At 66.4% G+C, this 23,081-nt stretch carries 12 protein-coding genes; 6 read left to right on the forward strand and 6 right to left on the reverse strand.

From position 1 onward, the window contains the following. Positions 1–11: 11 nt before the first annotated feature. The 4 genes from rapA to FHS47_RS01855 form a co-directional block, all read right to left on the reverse strand. On the reverse strand, positions 12–2,843 hold the full coding sequence (gene rapA, locus FHS47_RS01840; RefSeq protein WP_167022199.1) for an RNA polymerase-associated protein RapA: 2,832 nt from the start codon (positions 2,841–2,843) through the stop codon (positions 12–14). Between the two features lie 64 nt (positions 2,844–2,907). Further along, positions 2,908–3,588 (reverse strand): Fe2+-dependent dioxygenase, encoded by a 681-nt coding sequence (locus FHS47_RS01845; protein WP_167022200.1) that lies wholly within the window; start codon positions 3,586–3,588, stop codon positions 2,908–2,910. A 19-nt stretch (positions 3,589–3,607) separates the two neighbouring features. After that, entirely contained in the window at positions 3,608–5,926 is a 2,319-nt protein-coding gene (locus tag FHS47_RS01850; protein ID WP_167022201.1) for a catecholate siderophore receptor Fiu, read from the reverse strand. Between the two features lie 550 nt (positions 5,927–6,476). Then, the gene (locus FHS47_RS01855; protein ID WP_167022202.1) at positions 6,477–8,618 is read right to left on the reverse strand and encodes a M13 family metallopeptidase; all 2,142 of its coding nucleotides are present in this window, start codon (positions 8,616–8,618) and stop codon (positions 6,477–6,479) included. A 235-nt stretch (positions 8,619–8,853) separates the two neighbouring features. On the opposite strand from FHS47_RS01855, the gene FHS47_RS01860 reads away from it, so the two are divergent. Both FHS47_RS01860 and FHS47_RS01865 read left to right on the forward strand, forming a co-directional pair. Next, positions 8,854–10,554, forward strand: a complete 1,701-nt coding sequence (locus tag FHS47_RS01860; RefSeq protein ID WP_167022203.1) for an alkaline phosphatase family protein — start codon at positions 8,854–8,856, stop codon at positions 10,552–10,554. Further along, entirely contained in the window at positions 10,547–12,166 is a 1,620-nt protein-coding gene (locus FHS47_RS01865) for a multicopper oxidase domain-containing protein (RefSeq protein ID WP_208381732.1), read from the forward strand. Before FHS47_RS01860 ends, FHS47_RS01865 begins: the two co-directional genes overlap by 8 nt. On the opposite strand, the gene FHS47_RS01870 is transcribed toward FHS47_RS01865, so the two are convergent. Next, positions 12,163–13,974 carry a M14 family metallopeptidase gene (locus tag FHS47_RS01870; protein ID WP_167022204.1) on the reverse strand — a complete coding sequence of 604 codons (1,812 nt, stop codon included), beginning with the start codon at positions 13,972–13,974 and terminating at the stop codon, positions 12,163–12,165. The two genes, FHS47_RS01865 and FHS47_RS01870, sit on opposite strands and share 4 nt — an antisense overlap. A 165-nt stretch (positions 13,975–14,139) precedes the next feature. On the opposite strand from FHS47_RS01870, the gene FHS47_RS01875 reads away from it, so the two are divergent. From FHS47_RS01875 to FHS47_RS01890, 4 genes are all read left to right on the forward strand, one after another. Then, complete coding sequence (locus FHS47_RS01875; protein WP_167022205.1) at positions 14,140–18,456, forward strand: DUF6543 domain-containing protein; 4,317 nt, start codon at positions 14,140–14,142, stop codon at positions 18,454–18,456. Between the two features lie 88 nt (positions 18,457–18,544). Continuing rightward, complete coding sequence (locus tag FHS47_RS01880; RefSeq protein ID WP_167022206.1) at positions 18,545–19,210, forward strand: response regulator; 666 nt, start codon at positions 18,545–18,547, stop codon at positions 19,208–19,210. Further along, positions 19,207–20,595 (forward strand): ATP-binding protein, encoded by a 1,389-nt coding sequence (locus FHS47_RS01885; protein ID WP_167022208.1) that lies wholly within the window; start codon positions 19,207–19,209, stop codon positions 20,593–20,595. Before FHS47_RS01880 ends, FHS47_RS01885 begins: the two co-directional genes overlap by 4 nt. 81 nt (positions 20,596–20,676) lie before the next feature. Next, entirely contained in the window at positions 20,677–21,198 is a 522-nt protein-coding gene (locus FHS47_RS01890) for a DNA starvation/stationary phase protection protein (protein WP_167022210.1), read from the forward strand. Position 21,199: 1 nt separating this feature from the next. Here the strand turns inward: FHS47_RS01890 and FHS47_RS01895 are convergent, their stop codons facing one another. Next, the gene (locus tag FHS47_RS01895) at positions 21,200–23,080 is read right to left on the reverse strand and encodes a M61 family metallopeptidase (protein WP_167022212.1); all 1,881 of its coding nucleotides are present in this window, start codon (positions 23,078–23,080) and stop codon (positions 21,200–21,202) included. Position 23,081 lies beyond the last annotated feature (1 nt).

Below are 23,081 nucleotides of genomic sequence, written 5' to 3' on the forward strand. Positions count from 1 at the left end.
CTCGGCCCGGTTCAGCGCAAGGCGAGGAAGTCCGGGCTCACCACGAAGCGCACTGCGTCCAGGCGCAGTCGCGCTTCGGGGATGGCGGCAAGGAGCGCGTCCCTCTCGGCGGCGATCGCATCCACTTCTTCGTCGGTGATCGACGGATTGACCGAATGCAGCGCGACCAGTCGCGCGTGCTCGGCGTCCAGCTCCGTGCGTGCCGCCGCCATGGCCTCGGCCTTCAACGCGTCGCCACGCGCGGCCGCGATGTCCTGCGCACGCTCCAGCATCGGCGGCACGAGCTTGGAAAGGAACTTGCGGTAGCGAGGTACCTCGATATTGCGATCCGCCGCACGGCGGATCGCCACGTCGCTGGGCCGGAACTGTGGACGCTCGCTCAGCTTCGTGTCCACCGTGAGCATGAGCGGCGTGGCCGGCAGGAAGCGGCCGGCATCGAGCGCGCGGTCGGCGATCACTTCCAGCACAAACACGGCCTGCAACAGCGCCGTGCGCACGGGCAGGGCATCGTCCACGAGGAAAGCGGCATTGCCATCCTCGCCGGAAACGAGCAGGTCGACCGCCGCGGCGACCATCGGATGGTCGAGGCGAAGCAGGGGCAGGTCTTCGCGCGACAGTGCGACATCGCGCGAGAACGTGATCGAAACAGGGCCGTCGGCGAAACCCGGCAGGCCATCGGTGGACAGGTATTGCGGATCGAGCAACACGATGCCGGGCGCCAGTTCTTCCGCGTGCACACCGTAGGTTTCGAACAACCGCTGTACGAAGAGGTCGCGCAGCGCGTCGTCGTCTTCCGCGGCGAAGCTGCCTGCCAAGTCGCCGGCATGCGGATCGCGGCTGGCCGCCAGTTCGAGCAGGTGGTCGCGCCCGGCATGGATCAGCGCCGACAGCTCCTCGTGCGCGCCACGCGTTTCGGCAATGAGCGCGTCGAGTTCCTGGTCGCGGTCGTCGTCTTCGCGCGCGTGTGCGTCGGCAAGCGTGGAAAGCAGGCTGCCGAAACGGCGCAGCAGTTCGCGCCCGTCTGCGGGGCTGGTGCGGAACGCATCCAGGCCTTCGTCGTACCAGCGTGCCAGCACATGCTGCGCGCTCTGTCGCAGTACCGGCACGTGGACGACGATGTCGTGCTTCTGGCCGATGCGGTCGAGGCGCCCGATACGCTGTTCGAGCAGGTCGGGGTCCAGCGGCAGGTCCCACATCACCAGGCGATGGGCGAACTGGAAATTGCGCCCCTCGGAACCGATCTCCGAGCACAGCAACAGGCGTGCGCCATCGGGCTGCGCGAAGAAGGCCGCATTGCGGTCGCGCTGCACGATGCCCAGGCCCTCATGGAAGCGGGCCACGCCGACGCCGCTGCGAGTGCGCAGGGCGTCTTCGATCGCCGTCACCTTGGCTTGGCTGCGGCAGATGAGGAGGAACTTGTCGTCGGGATGCGCGTCCAGGAGGCCGATCAACGCGGTGAGACGCGGATCGTTCGCGTAGTCGAACTCGAGTGCGACGGGCGGTTGCTGGATGTCCGAACGGAATTCGGCAAGCAGCGCCTCGCGGCGTCCGGCGTCGAGGGTGGACGGATCGAGCGCCAGGATGTCCGGCGTGCGCCGCGGAAAGCCGCCGATGCCGGCGCGGCGATTGCGGAACATGGCACGTCCCGTGCCGTGCCGGTCGATGAGCGCCGCCAGCAGTTCGTCGTTGGCGTCGTCGCGCGAGAGCAGCGCGGCCAGCTCACGGTCGCCCTTGAAGCGGTCGGCCAGCATGCCGCGTTGCGCAGTGTCCAGCGGCTTGCCTGCCGCCAGTATGCTGGCGATGTCGGAGAGCGCGGTGAAACCCGCCGACTCGGCAAGATAGGTGTCCAGATCGGCGTATCGCTGCGGATCGAGCAGGCGCAGGCGTGCGAAGTGGCCCGCGCGGCCCAGCTGTTCCGGCGTGGCGGTGAGCAGGATCACGCCCGGGGTGACCGACGCCAGTTCCTCCACGAGCCGGTAGCGGGGGCTGGCGCCTTCCGGCGTCCATTCGAGGTGATGCGCCTCGTCGACCACGATCAGGTCCCAGCCGGCTTCGACGAGCTGTGCGGCGCGCTTCGGCGAGCTTTCCAGGAACGCGAAATCGGCAATGACGAGCTGCTCGTCCTCGAAGGGATTGCGGCCGTCGTTCGCCTGCTCGATGGCCTCGCAGCGTTCCTCGTCGAAGATGGAGAAGGAGAGGTTGAACCGGCGCAGCAGTTCCACGAACCACTGGTAGACCAGGGTTTCCGGCAGCAGCACGAGCACGCGGCCGGCGCGTCCTGTGGCCAGCTGCCGGGCGAGGATCATGCCGGCCTCGATGGTCTTGCCCAGGCCCACCTCGTCGGCGAGCAGCACGCGGGGCGGACGGCGCGCGGCGGCGATACCCGCCACTCGCAACTGGTGCGGCACGAGGCCGATGCGGGCGGACTCGAGCCCCCAGGCAGCGGAGCGGCGCGCGGCGGCGCGGCGGCGCAGTGCCTCGAAGCGCAGGTCGAAGCGGTCGTTAGGATCGGTGCGGCCGCCGATCAGGCGATCGTCGGCCTGCGAAAGTGCCTGTTCGTCGTCGAGCTGGCCTTCTTCCAGCTCCCGGCCTTCGCCCCGGTAGACGTACAGGCCGTCGCGTTCCTCGATGCGTTCGACAAGGAAGGCGATGCCCTTGCCCGACACGCGCTGGCCGGCGCGGAACTCCGCACGGATCAGCGGGGCGCTGTCGGCGGCATAGGGGCGAAGGACGCCGGATTTGGCAAACAGCACCTGTACGCTGCGTCCTTCCACGCGAAGAATGGTGCCGAGGCCGAGCTCGGGCTCGGCGGTGGAAATCCAGCGTTGACCGGGTTGAAACATGCTTGGGGAGCCGGGACATCAAGGGGGCGCCAATTATCCGCTCCCGGGGCCCGGTCCCGCTACCTCAGGTTTCCGCCCAGCGCCGCAGCAGGTTGTGGTAGACACCCGTCAATTGCAGGATCGAAGCCTGGTCGGCACCGCTGGCGGAGAGCGTGCGTATCGCGGTGTCCAGTTCCAGCAGCAGGCGACGGGCGCCATCGTCGCGCACCATGCTCTGTATCCAGAAGAACGAAGCGATGCGGGCGCCCCGCGTGACCGGGGTAACCCGGTGCAGGCTGGACGATGGATAGACGATGGCATCGCCCGCGGGCAGCTTCACTTCGTGTTCGCCATACGTGTCGCTGACGATGAGTTCGCCGCCGTCGTAGTCCTCCGGTTCGCTGAGAAAGAGCGTGCAGGAAATATCGCTGCGAACGTGCGTGTCGGCGTCGCCGGTGGCCATCACCGCGCCGTCGATGTGGAAGCCGTACTCGCCCCCGCCTTCGTAGCGATTGAAGCGGGGCGACAGCGTGCGCAGCGGCAGTACCGCCGCGTGGTAGAGCGGATGGCGGGCGAGGGCCGCCACGACCATCGCGCCCAACTCGCGGCGCAGCGTGGACGCCTCGGGCAGCTGCAGGTTGCGCTTCACCCGTGCGCCTTGCGGACCGACGGTCTGGCGGCCGTCGGTCCACTCGGCGCCCTCCATGGCGACACGCAACCCGGCCACCTGTTCCTTGCTCAGGACTTCCGGGATGTGCATCAGCATGGCGGTTTCCTCGGATCGATCAGAAACGGACGTTTGCGGTAAGCATGGCCGAACGCGGCGTGCCCGGAGTGTAGCGGTAGCCGCTCTTGTTGATGGCCGCGACGTAGCGCTTGTCGAACAGGTTGTACACGTTCAGCTGGATGTCCACATGCCGGTTGACCGGGTAGCTGGCCATGGCGTCGAACACCCAGTAGGCCTTCGTGTAGGCCGGCGTGCCCACGGCGCCATCGGTGCCGCGCTGCAGTTCGCCCGAGTAGCGCGCGCCGCCGCCGACGGTGAGATCGAAGGGCAGGTGATACGTGGTCCACGCCGTGAAGGCCCGCTTCGGCGTGTAGGCGAGGTCGTCGGAACCGTTGGCCGTGACGCCCGCGCCCTTTTCCACCGTGGCGTCCATCGTCGTGAAGCCGGCGCTCACGGCCCAGTTGTCGGTGAGCTTGCCGAGGGCCGAGATTTCCACACCCTGCACGCGCTTCTTGCCGATCTGGTAGTACAGCAGGTCGGTCGGATCCTGCACGAGCTCGTTGGTAACCGTGGTGCGATAGAGCGCCGCGGTGAGCAGGAGCTTTTCACCGAGGAGATCCCACTTCGTGCCGATCTCGGCGGTGCGCGCCTTCTGCGGGTCGAAGTTGGGGTTGTCGGCGCTGTTCGCCGAGGCCGACAGGGTGAGGGTGTTGCCGCCCGGCGGCTCCTGCGACTGCGCGAAGTTCACGTAGATGCTGCCGTTCGATACCGGCTTGTAGAGCACGCCCACCTTGTAATTGACGAGGTTGTCGCTCTTCTTCGCATCCACGCCGGGAACGATGCTGCCCGCGGGCAGGGGACCGCAGACCGGAGCGCCGCGACCGCCACACACCACCGTGCTGTTGAAGTCGGTCTTGTAATGGTCGAGACGTACGCCGGCGTTTACCTGCCAGTGCTCGCCGAACTTCACGGTGTCGAAGATATAGGCCGCCGCGGTGTTCGTCTTGCCTTGGCTTGCAGCACCCGTCTCGTGATAGCGCAGCCCGCCGACGTCAGAGTAGGGCCGATACAGGTTTGCCGCGGGCCAGGTGCTGCCGTTCAACGCGGCCATGCCGATCGTGCGGGCACGCTCCTGGGTGAGCTCGATACCGGTGCTGATGTCCTGCGTCACGGCGCCCGTAACGATCGAGGCCGTCAGGTTGGTCTGGTTGGTGGCGATGCGGTTGGACTGGTGCTTAAAGGTCGGAAGGCTGCGCGCGATCGTCCATGTGGAGGGATCGGTGGGATCCGGCGTCAGCAGGTTGGCCGTCGAGCCCATGAACGCGGTGAGCAGGTAGTCCTGCGCGGTGCGTCCGAAGCGGGTCGTGTTATGCAGGGCCACCTTGTCGCTGAAGTCGTGCTCCACGATCACCGTGAACATGTCCTGGGTGACATGGTCGTGGTCCTGGTTGGTGCCGTAGAAGTTGTCCGGATCGACCTTGCGTGCATCGGCGAGGAAGGCGCGCCTGTCAGGACTGCTGTAGCCCGGCAGGCCGATGGTGGGCACGCCACCGTCGGGCACGTTGTTCTGCTTGATGTGGAGGTAATCGAGGTAGACGCGCGTGGGCGTACCGAGGCCGAACGCCAGCGACGGCGCGATGCCCCAGCGGTTGGTCTCCACCTGGTCGCGGCCATAGACGCCGCTTTCCTGGCCCATCACGTTGAGGCGGAACGCCGCGTCGCTGCCCATCGACTGGTTCCAGTCGGCGGTGGCGCGACGGCGCTGGCCACTGCCCACCTGCACCGAGCCGGACATGCCGTTGCCCAGCACCGGCTGCTTGGTCACGAGGTTCACGGCACCCGTGGGCGCGGTGCGGCCGTATTCGGTGCCGTCAGGACCCTTGGTGACCTCCACCTGTTCGATATTGAACACGTCGCGGGACACCGTGCCGAGGTCGCGCGCCCCGTCCACGAAGATGCTGCCGGAGGTGTCGAATCCGCGCATGTAGATGGAGTCGCCGGTGTTCGTCGAACCGTTCTCGCCTACGTAGAACGTGCCCACGCCAGGGCTGTTGCGCAGGGCTTCGGTAAGGGTGGTGGCGCCTTGCTGCTGGATCAGTTCCTTGCCGATCACCTGGATGGTCTGCGTCGTGTCGAGCAGGGACTGGGTGAATTTCGGCGATGAGACCTTGTCCACGCGGTAATCGCTGGAGCGGTCGGCTTCCACTTTCAGGCCGGGCAGCGCCTGCGCATCGTTGACCTTGGCCTGCTGCGGCGGCACGGCGACGTCGGCGGGAACGTCGGCTGCGGCGGCACCGTGAGCGAGGGTGAGGAGAACGGCGGCACCGACGGTGCGCGCGGCGGGAGCGGCATGCTTGCGGCTCTTGATGAAAGCCATGGATGAATTCCTTGTGCTGTCTGGACGAATGAAGGAAACGGCCTTCGTTCGCGCATGCGGCTCCCGTCGCGCATCACGAGGTGACGCGCGGGCGGGCGGAGAGTTTGTGTCCCTGATGGGGCCGTGCGCGGGTACGGGACCCGTCTGGACGCATATCGTAAGGTTAATGAGAACGATTTGCAATTATACCGTGATGCGTTCTGCCCGTGGGATCCGCTTCAGCGGCGATGGATGCTTGCCGCAAGCTGGCCTCGCGCTTGGCGCTCGCGCGTGGCGTCAGACGGTGCGGTGGTGTGTAGTGCGTGGCGTGGCATTGTTTTGGCGAATCGCGACGCTCTTTGTGGGAGCCGGCTACGCCGGCGATCCCGCGGCAGCGGGCACGCTTGCCGCGAGCACCCATCGCCGCTGAAGCGGCTCCCACACAAAGCGAAGCGAACCCCACACCGACCCACCATTCGACGTCACGCCAAGCGCCCCGAGGTGCGCGAAGAGCCAAAAAAAACGCCGCACAAGTGCGGCGTTTTTCGTGGTCACTGACAGCGCAGGGCGCTTACCAGATCTTCACCTGCTTGTCGGTCGCGCGGACCATCTTCGCGTCCGGCTTGCACTGGAACGCCGAAGCGAACGCTTCCATGTTCGACGGTGCGCCGATGGCGCGCAGCGAGGCCGGGGCGTGCGGGTCGACGTTGAGATACAGCATGGCCTGCTTCTCGCGCACGCTGCCGCGCCACACGCGGGCCCAGTTGAGGAAGAAGCGCTGGTCCTGGGTGTAGCCGTCAATCTTCTCCTGCGCTTCCTGCGGGTTCTTCTTCAGGGCCTCCTGCAGCGCGTCGTAAGCCACGTTGAGGCCGCCCAGGTCGGCGATGTTCTCGCCCAGGGTGAGCTTGCCGTTCACGTGCAGGTCCGGGTGATCCTTGATCGGCGCGTATTCGTTGAACTGCGCCACCAGCTTGCCGGCGCGTTCGTCGAACTTGGCGCGGTCTTCCTTGGTCCACCAGTTCTTGTTGTTGCCGTCGCCGTCGAACTGGCTGCCCTCGTCGTCGAAACCGTGGCTGGCCTCGTGGCCGATCACGGCGCCGATGCCGCCGTAGTTGATGGCGTCGTCGCCGTTGGCGTCGAAGAACGGCGGCTGGAGGATCGCGGCCGGGAAGTTGATGGTGTTGTCGGTCGGGTTGTAATAGGCGTTCACCGTCTGCGGCGTCATGCCCCACTCGAGGCGGTCGGTCGGCTTGCCGATCTTCGCGATGTCGTAGTGGTAGTTGAACTTGCTGGCCGCCTCGACGTTGCCGAAATAGTTCTCGCCGTTGACCTCAAGGCCCGACCAGTCGCGCCACTTGTCCGGGTAGCCGATCTTCGGCAGGAAGGTGTTCCATTTCTGGATGGCCTTCTGCTTGGTCTCGTCGCTCATCCAGTCGAGCTTCTCGATACGCGCCTTGAGGGCGTTGCGCACGTTGTCGACCAGTTCGTTCGCACGCTGCTTGGCTTCCGGCTTGAACACCTTGGCCACGTACAGCTGGCCAAGGGCCTCGCCCATGGAGCTGTTCACCGTGCCGAGCACGCGCTTCCAGCGCGGCTTCTGCTGCGGCTGCCCGGCGAGCGTCTTGCCGTAGAAGTCGAACTTGTTGTCCTGGAACGCCTTGGACAGGTACGGCGAAGCACTGTCGATCGCATGGAAGCGCAGGTAGGCCTGCCAGGTGGACACCGGCGTGGACGCCAGCATCTTGTCGAATTCCTTGAAGAACTTCGGCTGCGACAGCGAGAAACCCTTGTCGACGGTCACGCCCTGGGCGGCGAAGAACTTTTCCCAGTTGAAGTGCGGCGTGACCTTGTCGGCTTCGGCCACGGACACGAAGTGGTACTGGTTTTCAGGCGAACGCAGTTCCACCGGAGCGAGGGACGCGGCGGCGAGCTGGGTTTCGAACTTCATCACTTCGTCGGCCTGCTTCTTCGCGTCGGCTTCGGGCACGCCGGCGAGGGTCAGGGTCTTGGCGATGTAGGCAAGGTAGGCCTTGCGGTTGTCGGCCTGCTTCGGATCGGTGTAGTAGTCCCTGGTCGGAAGGCCCAGGCCGTCCTGCTGCGCGTAGCCGATCTGGATCTTGGCGTTCTGGAAATCGGCACCGGAGCCGAATCCGAACACATAACCGTTGCCTTCGTTGAAGCTGGTGTCGAGGAAGTCGACGATGTCCTGCGACGTCTTGAGCGCGTCGATCTTGGCCAGTTCCGGCTTCAACGGCTCGACGCCCGCCTTCTCGATGGCGTCTTCGTTCATGCCCGAACGGTAGAGCAGGCCGATCTTCTGCTCGATAGAACCCGCCTTCGCATTCGCCGCGCCCTTGTCCATCGCATCGACGATGTCGTGCTGCGTGTTCAGGCTGTTCTCGGCGAGCTGGTCGAAGGCGCCCCAACGGGTGCGGTCCTCGGGGATCGGGTTGGCGGCCACCCACTTGGCGTTGACGAAGCCGTTGAAGTCGTTGCAGGCGTCGATGCCGGTATCGAGGTCGGCGATGTTGAACGACGGGCCGGCGTGCGCGGCGGCGGTGCTGCCGCTGGGAGCCGGGGCCGCGGTGGACGCCGGCGACGGCTGGTTGCCGCCCGGTACCGCGGTGTCGGCGTCGTTGTGCTTGCTGCACGCCGTGCCGGCCAGCGCAACGCCGAGTGCGAGCGCGAGCGGCTTCAGATACTGCTTGGTCATGGGTGTCCCTCGTTCTGGTGACTGAACGGCGCCCCCGGCGCCGCAGGGGTCCGAGCATAGCGGCTGCGGCCGCCGCGCAGGGCGGAGTGTGACGAAAGTCATGGTTGGCGACATTTCGCAATAACTCGCGAGCGATGTCCCGGCGCTGTCATATGGGGTTCGTACGCTGAAATGACCGCATGACAGGGGATGCGGCCCCGGACAAGCCATCGATCCACCACGAGGAGCATCCGTCATGCGCAAGCTACTGGCCGCGGGCATCGCCTGTGTGCTGACCTTATCCGCCGCGTCCATCGTGGGCGCGCACCAGGCCGTTCCGGACACCGCGGTCGAGGCATTCGGCCCCGGCCAGCCCGGGCATGGACATGGCGATCCGCGCACCGCCACGCCCATCAAGCACCTGGTCGTGATCTTCCAGGAAAACGTGTCGTTCGATCATTACTTCGGCACCTATCCCTATGCCGCGAACCCGAAGGGCGAGCCGGCGTTCTATGCGCGGCCCTTCACGCCGCCGGTGAACGGCCTCTCGCACCGTCTGCTTACGAAGAATCCGAACGCCGGCAACGCGGACAATGGCGACGGGGCGATCAACCCGTTCCGGCTTACCCGCGCCCAGGCCGCCACGGCAGACCAGGACCATGGCTACACGTCCGAGCAGCGGGCTTTCAACGGCGGAAAGATGGACCTTTTCCCGCTGTACACCGGCCGCGGCGAAAGCCTGCCCGGGGGCGATCCGGCCGAGGAGGGCAAGGGCCAGGTCATGGGCTACTACGACGGCAACACCGTCACCGCGCTCTGGAACTATGCGCAGAGCTTCGCCATGAGCGATAGCAGCTACGGCACCACCTTCGGTCCGTCGTCGCCGGGCGCCGTGAACCTCATTGCCGGCCAGACCGCCGGCGTCTCCGCGACCTTGAACGGCACCGGCGCCACGACCGACGACGGCCATGGCGGGCTGACGATGATTGGCGATCCGGACCCCATCGGCGACGTCTGCTCGTCGCCCACGGCCAGTCAGGTGACCATGGGCGGCCGGAATATCGGCGACCTGCTCAACGAGCGCGGCGTTACCTGGGGCTGGTTCCAGGGCGGCTTCGACCTCACCCGGACGAATCCCGACGGCAGCACGGGTTGCTCGCGGCGCACGCTGTCAAAGGTGACGAACGCTACCTCGAACGACTACAGCCCGCACCACGCGCCGTTCCAGTACTACCCGTCCACGGCCAATCCCACACATGCGCGCCCGGCATCGGTCGCGGCCATCGGGCATAGCGGGGACGCGGCAAACCACCAGTACGACATCCAGGACTTCTACGATGCCCTGGACGCGGGAAATCTTCCGGCGGTGAGCTTCCTGAAAGCACCGGCCTACCAGGACGGTCATGCGGGCTATTCCGATCCGCTCGACGAGCAGGCGTTCATCGTGCACGTGATCAACACGCTGCAGCAGAGCGACGAGTGGCGGAGCACCGCGGTGGTCATCGCGTACGACGATTCCGACGGCTGGTACGACCATCAGGAACCGCCGCACGTGAATGCATCGCGTGGCAGCACCGACGCGCTCGACGGCGACGGCGTCTGCAAGGGCCGCGGCACGCTGCCCGGCCTGGACGGCAAGACCCCGGCGCAGGGCCGCTGCGGCTTCGGTCCGCGCCTTCCGCTGCTGGTCGTGTCGCCCTGGGCCCGCGAGAACATGGTCGACCACTCGGTGACCGACCAGAGTTCCGTCACGCGCTTCATCGAGGACAACTGGCTGGACGGCATGCGTATCGGCGGCGGATCGAGCGATGCGCAGGCGGGGCGCCTGGATCGCATGTTCGATTTCTTCCTGCCGCGTCTGTTCGAACGCAAGTTGATCCTCGACGAATCGACGGGGCAACCGAAACAGGGCGGCGGATGGCCCTTCTGGCCGCTCGGGAACGCAGGGCATGGTTGATCGCCGCCGCTTCCTGGCGACGATGGGCTGGACGGCCGCGGCGGGATGGATCCCGTCGCGGCTGTTCGCGCACGACATGCATGCCATGAAGGCACCGCCCGCAGGGCAGGTGGGCAATGCGCTCTGCATGCACCCGATGGGCGACGTGTCGCACCTCCCGGGCCTCGTCGATCCCGCAAGGCTGGTGCCGTTCGTGGACAGCCTGCCGTTACCGCCGGTACTGCACGCCAGAAAGGGATACCCGCTGCACGTGCGCATGGCGGAAAGTGCGCAGAAGCTGCATCGCGATCTGCCACCGACCACGCTGTGGACCTACGGCGGACATTGTCCGGGCCCCACCATCGAGGCGCGCAGCGGCGAGCCCGTCGAGGTCGTATGGGAAAACGCGCTGCCGTCGAGGCACTTTCTTCCGGTGGACCATGCCATCTGCGGCGCCGAGACCGACAAGCCCGAGGTGCGTGCGATCGTGCACCTGCATGGTGCGAAGGTGCCCCGCAAGGACGACGGATTTCCCGAAGACTGGTATGTGCCCGGCAAGTCGCGCCGGCATCGTTATCCGAATGCGCAGGACGCCGCGACGCTCTGGTACCACGACCATGCGATGGGCATAAACCGCCTCAACATGTATGCGGGTCTGATGGGGCTCTACCTCCTTCGCGACGAACACGAGCTGTCGCTTGGTCTGCCTTCGGGAGAGCAGGAGTTGCCGCTGGTGCTGGCCGACCGCCTGCTGCGCGAGGACGGCCGTCTGTACTACCCGGACTCGGGCGATGCGAAGGCACCCTGGGTGCCGGAGGTGTTCGGCAACGTCACGCTGGTCAATGGAGCCATCCTGCCACGCGCCGACGTGCAGGCGCGGCGATACCGCCTGCGCGTGCTCAACGCGGCCAACGGCCGCTTCTACCACCTTCGCTTCCGTGATGGCCGCGTGTTGCAGGTCATCGGCTCCGACCAGGGCCTTCTCGCGGCACCGGTATCCATGACATCGCTTTTTCTCGCACCCGGCGAGCGCGCCGACGTGGTGGTCGATTTTGCGGACCTGCGTGGTGGCCATGCCGAGCTGATGAACGATGCCTTGCCACTTATGCGTTTCTCGGTGGGCGGTGGCATGGTTCGGGACGAAAGCCGCGTTCCGCAGGTGTTGCGCGACGTGCCCCGAATGACGGAAAGCAGTGCGTCGTCCACGCGCGAACTCACCCTGGACGAATACAGCGACTGCATCGCCACGCCCATGCTGATGCTGCTGAACGGAAAGCGCTGGCACGATCCGGTGACGGAAAAGGTGAAGCTGGGCAGTACGGAAACGTGGAGTCTCGTGAACCTCACGGAGGACACGCATCCCATCCACCTGCACCTCGTCCGCTTCCAGATTCTCGATCGCCGCCCTTACGACGTCGACGAGTACATGGCGAAGAAAACCCTCCGCTACGTCGGTCCTGCCCAGGAACCGCCACCGCACGAGAAGGGCTGGAAAGACGTGGTCCAGGCGTATCCCGGCATGGTCACCCGCATCATCGCCACGTTCGACGGCCACGTGGGGCGGTACGCGTGGCACTGCCACCTGGCGGAGCACGAGGCGAACGAGATGATGCGCCCCTTCGAGGTGTTCTAGGGGGCGTGCTCCTGCAACGGCAGGCTGCGCAGCGCGGCGGTGTCCAGCCTCATGACTGGATATGCCCCGACCTTCTGCACCGTGTACCAGGGGCTGCGCTCGAAGAAGAACATCAACCGTGCCCGCGCGTTCCCCGCGAAGGCGGGGTCGTCTTTCAGCCGGCGCTCGAATTCGGCCTTCAATGCTGGGTCCTTCGCCATCATCGTGCGCGCCAGGGCTTCGAGCACGCGGGGTTCGCCATATTCCTTCGCTTCGAATATCGCGTCGAGGTAACCCCAGCGCAGCAGGGAATCCGGCGCCCGGGCGTCGAGCAGGTTCAGCGCGAGCACGGCATCGACATTGTCGGTGCGCACGATCACCGTTCCCGTCGGGAGTTCCACCTCTTCCTGCGTGGGCGCGATGGCCACGTCCTTGAGCATATGGTGGCCTTCGAACGGCTTGTCGGCCCACTTCGGCTGCGTGAGTTCGTCGCGCGTGACCGTCACCCTGCTGGCGGCAGCGAGGCGTGTGTAGGGAATGCCGTGAGCATCCAGGCGATCGATCAGGAGCGTCCATTGCGGCGGGATCGCCCAGGCCGCCGGAAGAGGGGCAGAGACGTCCGGGAGAAGATCGTTCCAGCTCTGGATCTCGTAGGTCTTCTTTTTCGAGGTGTCGTAGCGCACCCAGATGTCGTTCGAAACGTCGCTATGGGTCTGCGTGAACGCATAGCCCTTCAACGTGAACGGTTTCGGGGTGGGATCCTGCTTGAATGTCACGGGCAGCGTCGCCTCCCTCGTCGCGGAGAGGGAAGCGGCCCAGGCATCCGCCTTGCGGGAGGCGTCGAGTAGCGCCGCGGGGTCGCGATTCACGACCTCGAGCACGCTCCGCACTATGTCGTAACTGGCCCGCACGCGCACTTCGTAGGACTTCAGCATATGCGTTTCGATCAGCAGGCCGGCCCGGTTCCGAATGGCGGCGTATCCGGTCGAGAAGCGCGGCCCGGAACCGAAGTTCTCGATGCCCTTGGTGATGTCGCGGCCATCGCGAAATTCCAGGTAAGGCGACGCGATGTGCCCTAGCTTCTCGAACCGCGGCATGGCTTCGCGCGCGTAGGCCCGCTCCTGCCATGCGGCGATCGATGGCGGCAGCTTGTGCGGGTCCTCGGCATACCAGGTGAGATCGGGCTGGTAGTCCGCGCCATCGGTGGTGTGGATGTCCATGAGCAGGTCGGGACGCCATGTGTTCCATAGCTTCAGCCAGGCACGGGTTTCCGGAGCTTCGGCCTTGACGTAGTCGCGGTTGAGATTGAGGTACTGCGACTGGCCGCGGAAGCCCATCGTTTCGGGGCCGTTCTGGTTGATGCGGAAGTACGGCCCCGAGTTCTCGTGACCGTCCACGCTGTACACGGGGATGTACACGAGCACGACATGGTCGAGCAGGTGCGGCAACGTTCCGGTGACGGCGATATCGCGCAAGAGCATCAACCCCGCGTCCTTGCCTTCGATTTCGCCGGGGTGGATGCCTGCCTGCACGAGGACGATCGGCTTGCCCGCCGCGCGGGCGCGTTCGGGTGTGAGGTCGCCGTCCTTCGCCGCGATCACCACCGTCATCGGGCGCCCCTCCGGCGTGCTGCCGAACGTCACCATGCGCAAGGTGCCCGGTGCGGCATCGACCAGCCGCCGAAGGAAAGCCTGTGTTTCCGCGTACGAAGGCGTGGTGCGGAAGGCCGAGGCCTCGGCTGGCGTAGTCCAGGTGTCCCTGGCGTGGATCGCCAACGGTGCCGCGGCGGCGAGGGCGAACAGGATACGTGTGGCAAGAATCCGAGGCATGGCGGGTTCCATCGGGAGAAAGACGCTGCGGATAAAACGTTCATTGTAGGCAACTGACAGAACATTCAGCCATTGCGGCAGATTCGCCGGGTTTGCGGCCGGCATCGATGCCCGGACGAAGCACCTATCGTCGAAGGCTTGATCCCCGCTCGACAGGTGCTCACGATGCCTCCCTCCCATGTGTTCGCGCACATCGCTTGTTTCGCGCTCGCGGCGGTTCTTCCCGTTGCGACGGCTGGTGCGGCTATCGCCGGTGACGACCGCACCGGCATGCATTACGCGGTCGACGACATGCATTCCGGCGAGGCATCGCCGGTAGCCGTGCAGTTTGTAACCGCCGCGGATGTGAGCGCGTTCCAGACGTTGTCCGACCTGGTGGCGGAGGCGCCGATGCCCGATGTGCGGCACCTGGCGAAAACGCTGATCGAGGCCAAGCTGCACGTCGATGGCGACGCCTATACGGTCGCGCACTTCGCCACACAGGCGCAGCGCGAGAAAGGCATGCCGGACCAGGCAATGTCGCTGACCGATGCGGTCATGCAGGCGTTCCCCGATCATTCCCGCCACAGTTTCCTCGCCGTGTCTTCCGATCTGATCGGCGGCTTGTTCGGCGGCGGCAAACAGAGCCCCGATGTGGTTGGCTTTTCCGAGCGGCTCTGGCACGCGCAGAGCGTGAAGGACTTCTTCGAGACGGTAGGGCAGTTCCTGTGGAGCCGAACCGGCCCGGGGTACGTGTACAACGCGTTCTTCGCAGAGGGCAACGTGGTGGAGACGGTCAGTGAGGACGCCCGCCGGATTGACGAAGCCTTCGGCGTGTTTCGCCTCGGCGGTTTCACCCAGGCCCACGACAGCGGCCTGCGCCTGTCGCAGATCGTTGCGATGTTCGACGCTCCCGAGCTGTTTGGGCAATTGCCGTACGTGATACAGCTCGACGAGGCTCTGGACCGTTATTGGGAGCGGGTGCGTGGCGATTGGCCCGTGCTGGCCCGCTACGAGTTCGTGCAGCAGGCACGAAATGCACGTGCAGCGGGCCGGTTGAGCGAGGCGCAATACCGGCAAGCTATGGCGGGAGGTGCGCCTGGGGTGCCATTGTCGGGCCCCATCGCACTGGCACAACTGCGTGATCGCACGCCCGGGACGGGCGTGAAAGTGCTGCGGTTCGACATCAACGGCTATACGGCCAGCGACCTGGTGCGCTTTATCGCGCCCGACGGCAGCGAGGTCATGTACGTGCCGGGCGGTGCTCCGGCGTTCGTGGTAGCCGGCAGCGAACGCGAACTTCGCCAGTGGGTGCTCGACCAGGCGAAGGAACCGGCGCGGATGGAAGCGTTGCTGGGACATTTTTCGACCTATCGCGCGCAGGACGGGGTGTTCTGGACGGGGGTGAAGCAAGGCCTCCAGAACCTCGGCAGCGGCCGTTGGCAGGCGGACACCGGCAGCATCGATCACGCGAACGAGCCCATCACGGACGACGTGTTCCAGGACATGCGCGCACAACTGGAAGCGCGCCTGCGCGAGGACGCGCACATGCAGGTGAAAACGGCCTGGGAAGGGTGGCGCACGACCATCGGGCGGTGGTCCGCCTTGATGCTGCCGCTGTCGTTCTTCCCGCCCGTGTCGTTGGAAGTGCAGATCCTGACGACGGCCACGGGGCTGGGCACCGGCATCGAACAGGGCATCGACGGCAAGACGGCGGAGGAACGCCGGGCGGGTGTGGAAGGTGCAGCGTCCGCGGTCGTCGACAACGTGCTGATCGGTGCGTCCATGGCCGGAAAGGGCGCCAAGGGCGGGGCGGATTCTTCGGGCATTGCGCATGAGGCTCCCACCTTCGTGGCGCCGCGCCGGGTGAACGGCAGGCTCGGCTACCCGTTGTCCCCCACCGTGCCGCCTGGCTGGCGGACGGACGCCGTCAACCGGCTCTACCGCCTGCGCGACGGAACCCTCGGCATCTGGTTCGCCGAGGAGACCGAACGCCACATGGTGAGGCTGCCCGCCGACGCCGCGCTGCGGAGCGACGGTGTGTTCGTGCACGGCAACGGCCGCTTCGTGCAGTTGATCCTGCGCGGCGGTCTGCGTACCGCGCGCGTGGTTCCGGACGTGGGTGGTTACCGGTTGCTTCTCGAAGACGGCAGTGAAGGCCCGCGCGTCGAACGGCAACCGTCGGGAACGTGGAAGCTGGCGTTCGACGGCGCGAATTTCATGGCGGGCAGCATGCTGGCCGAAATCGTCAGACGCGATTTCACCGCCGATGCGCGAACCCTGCACCGGGCGGCGGGCGTCCTGGAACAATTTGGCGTGAGCGAGATCGCGCTGGCGGAAGGATGGTCCGCGGAAGGCGGTGCGGCGCGCGAGCCGATGCTCATCCTCGCACTCGGTCATGGCTTCCTCGAAACCGTTTCCGCACGCTTGCGCGACCCTCGCGCTGTCGTGTGGAGCGCCCGGGAAATAGCGTTGCTCGCTCAGGCCATGTCCCGGCAGGCCGGCCGGCCTCTGGCTTTCTATCGCCAGGACGGAACGTTCCGGTTCGGCGTGTCTCCGGACGGTCTCGATTTCCAGGTCGGCAGCGTGCCCGCCGACGCACTTCACCTGCGGCGTTTCGGCAACCGCTACGCCGTGCTCGGTCAGCGCGGGCGAACGCTGGCCGAATATCCCTCGGTGTTTGCGGCGGTGGCCGAACATGGCATCGATCCCGCTGGCATGGCGGCGGCGGAGGGGCGCGAAATCCGTTTCCGCAAGGCGCTGGCTGCTGCGATCGAGGCCGGTCCGCTGCGCGCGGAACTGCGCCGCATGCATCGCCTGTGGCTGGAGCCCGTCGTGCGCACACCAAGGGAGGCTCAACTGTTCCGTCGGATCTCACGCCTGCGCCACGCACTGACCGACCCGCGGGAGGGCCTGACGGACGATCAACAACGCTGGCTGCGCGACGCCCGGAAGAATGCCCGCGCGGGCACCGCCATCGACGAACAGACGCCGGGCGAAGCCATCGCCCTCTTGCCGGAGGTCCTCGAAGCAGAGAGCGCCCTGTTGCCAGAAGGACTGGATCACCTGCTGGTCGAGGACGAGGCCGTGCTGACCGATGCGCGCGTGCGGAAGAAGGATCGCTGGGTGCGGGGCGGCAGGCACTATGTGCGGCTCCGGCACCCGGATGGCCGCTGGCAGATCGTCGAGACGGGGCCGGAACTCGCGGGCGCCCGCCGCGAGCTGCTGGCACCCGGCGACGGGGAGGCCGAACGCCGAGGCACCGGACGCCACGTGGTGGACGTCCAGGGCAGTTGGTTCCCAGAAACGAATCTGCGCGACGGATTCGCGCCGGCGGATCCGCGCGAATACGCCGCGTCCCTGTCCCTTGTCGCCGACCGGCTGCCGGGAGCGGTGGACGAGGATCTCGCGAATGTCGGGCGTCTCGTCGACAGCATGCCGCAGCCGCTGTTGCGGTTCCTTCGCACGTCGCTTGCGCGCATCGACGTGACGCCCGGTGGCAATGTCGCCTTCGTCGCGACACATCCCGGTTCGCAGCGAACGCTCGGTTTCGACACCGGCCTCGACGTGAGGGGCAGGCCGGTTCCGGTCCAGGCTCCCGGTGCGAGGCCGACGCCCGACTGGCAGGCCATTCCCTTGACCCAGGAATGGACGGCCGTGGCGGTGCCCGAGGGCGTCGAAGGCATGCGTGCCGGCCCGCCGCCCGATCCGCGCGTCTACCTCCGGTTGCACGATGCGGGAAACCCGGTCAGTTCGTTCATTGCGCACGGCGTGGAAGACCGCTACCTGAGGATACTGGCGAACACGCGGCGGCTTCGCGCCATGCTCCGTGAAGACCGGCACATCGCGGTGGTGGCGGGCACGAACGAGCATGCGGTGACGCTGGTCATGCCTCTTCGCGCGGAATCCCTGAAGCTCCTGGCGTCTGCTGGCCGGCTGAGCACCCGGCTGCCCGAGGGAACGTTCGTGATCGACGACACGTTCGGCATCCGTGCCACGGCGGCGGACTATCCGGCTCGCCTGCGCGAGGTGGCCACCCGCTGGGAAGCCGGGGGTGGGAGGATGCTGCGCATCGGCCCGGGCGGGTCGGAGGAGCGCGTGCCGCCGACGGCGTTCGCCGAACAGGTCCTGGCGACGCCGTTGCGAGTCAAACTATGGAATCCCGCGCACGATCCCATTTCCGAGCTTCGTTATGCCGAGTACATGCGCCGCCGCCATGTAAGCGGCGCACCGGTCCGGCACGCCGGACTCGACTGGCTGGAAACACGTACCGCGCGGCGCGATTTCATGACCTATTTCGCCCCGCCGTACGATGCGATGCCCGACGGGGTGGCTCCGCCCGGGACCGAGGTCGCCACGATGGATCTGCACGAGTTGGCCACGGTCGCCATCGAGGCCGGCTTCAGGCCGGCGGCGGCCACGGCGGAGGCGGTCGCGCCGCCGTCGCTGGACGGACTGCTGCTCGAACGGTCGAAGGAACCGGTCCGGTCGGCGGGGGGATGAACCTGCCGCGGAACGATCACCCCGGCATAAGCAGGCGCTAAGCTGCGCGAAAGGATAATGGCACCCACACGACCCAGGGACCGCGGCCTTGCACATCATCCTCGTTGAAGACGACGTCCAGCTCGGCGAGGCCATACGCCGGGCGCTGGAACGGCTTGCTTATACGATCAGCTGGTTCCGCAACGGCAACGAAGCGCTGCTGGCCCTGCGCGACCACGATGCCGACCTGGTCCTGCTCGATCTCGGCCTGCCCGGGAAGGATGGTCTGGACGTACTGACGGAGGCCCGGCGCCTGCGGGTGTCCACTCCGGTGATCGTGATGTCGGCGCGGGACGCCGTGGATTCGCGCATCAGCGTGCTCGACGCGGGTGCCGACGATTACCTGGTCAAGCCCTTCCACCTTGACGAACTGGCGGCACGCATCCGCTCGTTGGCGCGACGGGTGCGCGGGGTGGCGGTGAATCGCCTGGAAGCGGGCGCCTTGAGCCTCGACCTCGGCACCTTCGAGGTCACGTGGCACGGGCAGCGAGTGGACCTGACGCGTCGCGAGTTCGCCTTGCTTCAAGCGCTGATGGAGCGCGCCGGGCGCATCGTGCGGCGCGAGTCGCTGGAAACCTCGCTTTACGGCCCGGACAATGTCGTGAGCACCAGTGCGCTGGAAGTGCTGGTGCACTCGTTGCGGCGCAAGCTGAGCCACGGGGCGATCCAGACGGTGCGCGGCTTCGGATACATGCTGCCGCGTGAGCCGCAATGAAGCTCGCCAGCCTTCGATCGCGCCTCCTCGTGCTGATCGTGATGGTGCTGGCGATCGTCCTGATTCCACTCGGTTTCCTCAGTGCGAAGCACACCCTGGAGGAAGTTGACGAACTGTCCGACGCCCGCCTTGCCCAGGCGGCCCGCACGCTGGAAGTCATCGTCGGTCGCGTCGGCGTCGAGCACCTGCGCGAGCACCGCTCTGCGCGCTTGCTGGTGCCAAGCGTCTCCAACCATCCGCACGAGCTGACAGTGCAGGGGCGTACCTTCGAATCGGAGGTGGGCTTTCAGGTGTTCGACAGCGACGGCAGTCTCTTGCTCGCAACGGAAAATCTGGCAGGGGTGCCGCACACGCACGCGGTGGACGGCGCCTTCGAGGACGTGCACAAGGGTAAGTACCGGTGGCGCGTGTTCACGCTCGTGAAGGAAGACGAGAACATCACGATCCGCGCCGGCGAGCGCTACGACAGCCGCAACGAGATCACGCGCGCGCTGTGGATCGAACATACCCTGCCGCTGCTTTTGGGCCTGCCGCTGATGGCCTTCCTCGTGGGGTGGGCGATACGCCGGGGCCTCATGCCGCTGGACCAGCTGGCCGGGGCGCTTGCGCGGCGCAAGCCGGGGAGCCGGGCGCCCGTGCACCTTTCCGACGAGCCGGTGGAACTGCGGCCCGTGCTGGGCGCGCTGAACGACCAGATCGAGCGCCTGGAGGAAGCGCTCGATCGCGAACGCCGGTTCAGCGCCGACGTTGCGCATGAGCTGCGTACGCCGCTGGCCTCCACGATGATCAATCTCGAGAACGCCATGGCTTCGGCCCAGCCGGACGAGGCGCAGACCGCGCTGGAGGCCGCGCGCGAATGCCTCGTGTCGCTGGCGCGCCGAACCGAGCAGTTGCTGTCGCTGGCACGCCTGGAAGCAGGAGCCGCCGCGGGGCCGCGTGGCACGGTGGATCTGGCGGCGCTCGCCCTCGACGTGGTGGAGGAGTTGTCCCCGCTGATCGAGGCGGGCGGCGTCGAACTGGGCGTGAACCTGCCCGACAGCCTGGCCGTGCAAGGCTACACGGCGGCCTTGCGCTCGCTCCTGCGCAACCTGCTCGACAACGCCTTTCGTCACGTTCCCCACGGCGGTCACGTCGATCTCTCCATTCGGCGAGAGGGGGACCACGCGCTCATCGAGGTCGTCGACGACGGCCCCGGCATCCCGCCCGAACGCCGCGAGGCCATGTTCACCCGATTCCAGCGAGGCCTGGACACGCAGGGGAGCGGCTATGGCCTCGGCCTTTCGATCGTGCAACGCGCGGTCGAACTGCATGGCGCGAGCATCCGGCTGCTGGACGGGGAACGCGGCCCGGGGCTGCGGGTGGTGGTGACCCTTCCGCTCGCGTGATGGGCGAGCGTGTTTCGTCCAATCCCCTGTCACACGGGTGGCGCATCCTCGGGGGCTCAAACACCCAAGGAGCGCAGCGCAATGAAGAATCCCCAAGCCACGAAGAACCTGCGCAAGGCCGCGCTGAAGACGCCGACGGGCCTCGGCGCGGATGCCACCCGCGATATCTCCGGTGCCCTGACCGTGCTTCTCGCGGACACCTTCGCGCTATACCTGAAGACGAAGAACTTCCACTGGCACATGTCCGGCCCGCGCTTCCGCGACTTGCACCTGTTGCTCGACGAGCAGGCGACGGAACTCTTCGCCATCACCGACGACATCGCGGAGCGGGCCCGCAAGGTCGGCGGCACCACGCTTCGTTCGCTCGGCCACGCCGCGCGTTCACAGCGCCTGTCCGACAACGATGCCGATTTCGTCACGCCGCAGGACATGCTTGCCGAGCTGCGCGACGACAACGAGCGCTTCGTCGGCTTCCTGCGTGAAGTACACGGTGTCTGCGACGAGTATGGCGACGTCGCGACGGCCAGCCTGGTCGAAAACTGGATCGACCAGGCCGAACGCCGCGTGTGGTTCCTGTTCGAGAGCGCGCGCGAGAATCCCTGAATTACTTCCTCGGCGTGGCGATGGCGCCGATCAGGTCCTTGCCGTCGCCACGCACGAGGTGCGGATACTTCAGGCCGCCGTGGTAATCCACCTTCACGGTCGCGTATTCCTCGATGTCCTTGATGAGGAACTCGATCGGCGTGCTGCTCGATTTCGCTGCCGTCACTGCATCCTTTAGGACCTGCGCGGAGTAATCCTTGCCGTTCACGGCGACGATGGTCACGCCTGGCACGAGGCCCGCCTTCGCGGCAACGCCGTCCCATTGCGAATCGGTGACTTCACCCTTGTCCGATACCTGGATGCCGAGCGAATAGGCGAAATTGACCGTCTTGCGAATCTTCTCGGCGGTCTTTGCGAAGGGGGTGGGGGTGTCGTCGTACACCAGCTTCCAGCCGCCGCCTTCGATACCGTGCTCGGGCAGCGTGTCGCCGGTGTAATCGAGCCGCTGGCGCAGGAACGCTGCCCAGTCATAGGGCTGTATGCCGTTCAGCGTGGAAATCACGTCCTCGAAGGTATAGGTCTTCGGCGTGTAGCTGCCGTTGTCCATGCCGTAGAAGGCGCGCGCGAATTCGTCGAGCGTATGCTTGCCGCCGGAAAGGTCGCGGATCTTCGTGTCGACGTCGAGCCAGAGCAGCTGGCCCTCGGGGTAGTAATCCGAACTGCGGCGCAGGTTCGTCCAGCCGCGACCGCGGCCCGCCGACAACGGGATGCCGTCCGCGGTGTCCTGGAGCGAACGCCATGAGCGCCCGGTGCGCGCCGACATGTCGGCGGCGATGCCGGCCAGCGAATCGCGCCATTGCGCCGTGGTCCAGATGCCGGAGCGCGCGGTAAGCACGCCGGCCCAGTAGTCCGTGAGGCCTTCGTACACCCACAACAGGTCGTCCTGCATGGGTTCGGTGAAGGTGGGCGTCCACAGATCGGCGGGGCGGCGGAACTTGCCGTTCCACGAGTGGATGTACTCGTGCGGTAGGAGGGTGCCCGCGGCGAGGTTCACGTCCGGATCGGTGAAGAAGTTCGCGTAGAGACGGTCGTCGCTGGACTGGTGGTGCTCCAGTCCGAAGTGCCCCGTATGGTCGGACACCACCAGCAGGAAATCGTAGTGCCCGTAATGGTGGGCACCGAACAGCTTGTTGGCCTGAACCACGAGCGAGCGCTGTTTGGCGATCTGCTCGTCGGTGGCCTTCACGCCCGCGGCCGTGTCGCCCGTGATGTCGAGGTGCACCGCCGTGTCCTGGCCCGGTGCGAGGTCGATGCGGTTGAAATACTTGCCCGTCATCAACGGCGAATCGACCAGGTTCTCGAAGCTCACCGGCTTGAAGCGCACCTCGTTCCCCGACTGCGAGGCGGTTTCGAGGGCGGAGGCGTACTTCCAGCCGGCCGGCAGCGTGACGCTCGGTTCGATCGTGATGCGGCTGGTGTAGTGGCCCGCGGGATAGAAGGCCACTTCATTGAACGACAGGGGCACGTAGTTCGGCGTGGCCGGCGCAAGGTACTCGAAGGCGAGATCGAGTTTGTCCACGCCGTCGGGAACGTCCACGTGGAAGGCATACATCTCTTTCAGGTCGCGGCGCCAGGGAATGCGTTTGCCGTTCGCGGTGACGACGAAGCCGGCCACGTTGGCCAGCGGCCCCGAGGGCGCGTGCACGCCGGGAATCCACTTGGGGTAGTAGAGGATCGCGTGCCCCGCGCTGACCGGAATGGTTTCGCGCACGTGGTAGAGGTGTTTCGACGCATCCGACAAGTCCACGTGCAGCGCGAGGGTGCCAGGGTAGGGCTGGTCGGCGGCGACCGGGAGCTCGGCGGCCGCAGCGTGGACGGTGGAAAAGGCCATCGCGGAAGCGACGGCGGCGGCGAGGGTGGCGCGGCGAAGCGGACGGCGCATG

The organism is Luteibacter sp. SG786, assembly GCF_011759605.1.
Classification (GTDB): domain Bacteria; phylum Pseudomonadota; class Gammaproteobacteria; order Xanthomonadales; family Rhodanobacteraceae; genus Luteibacter.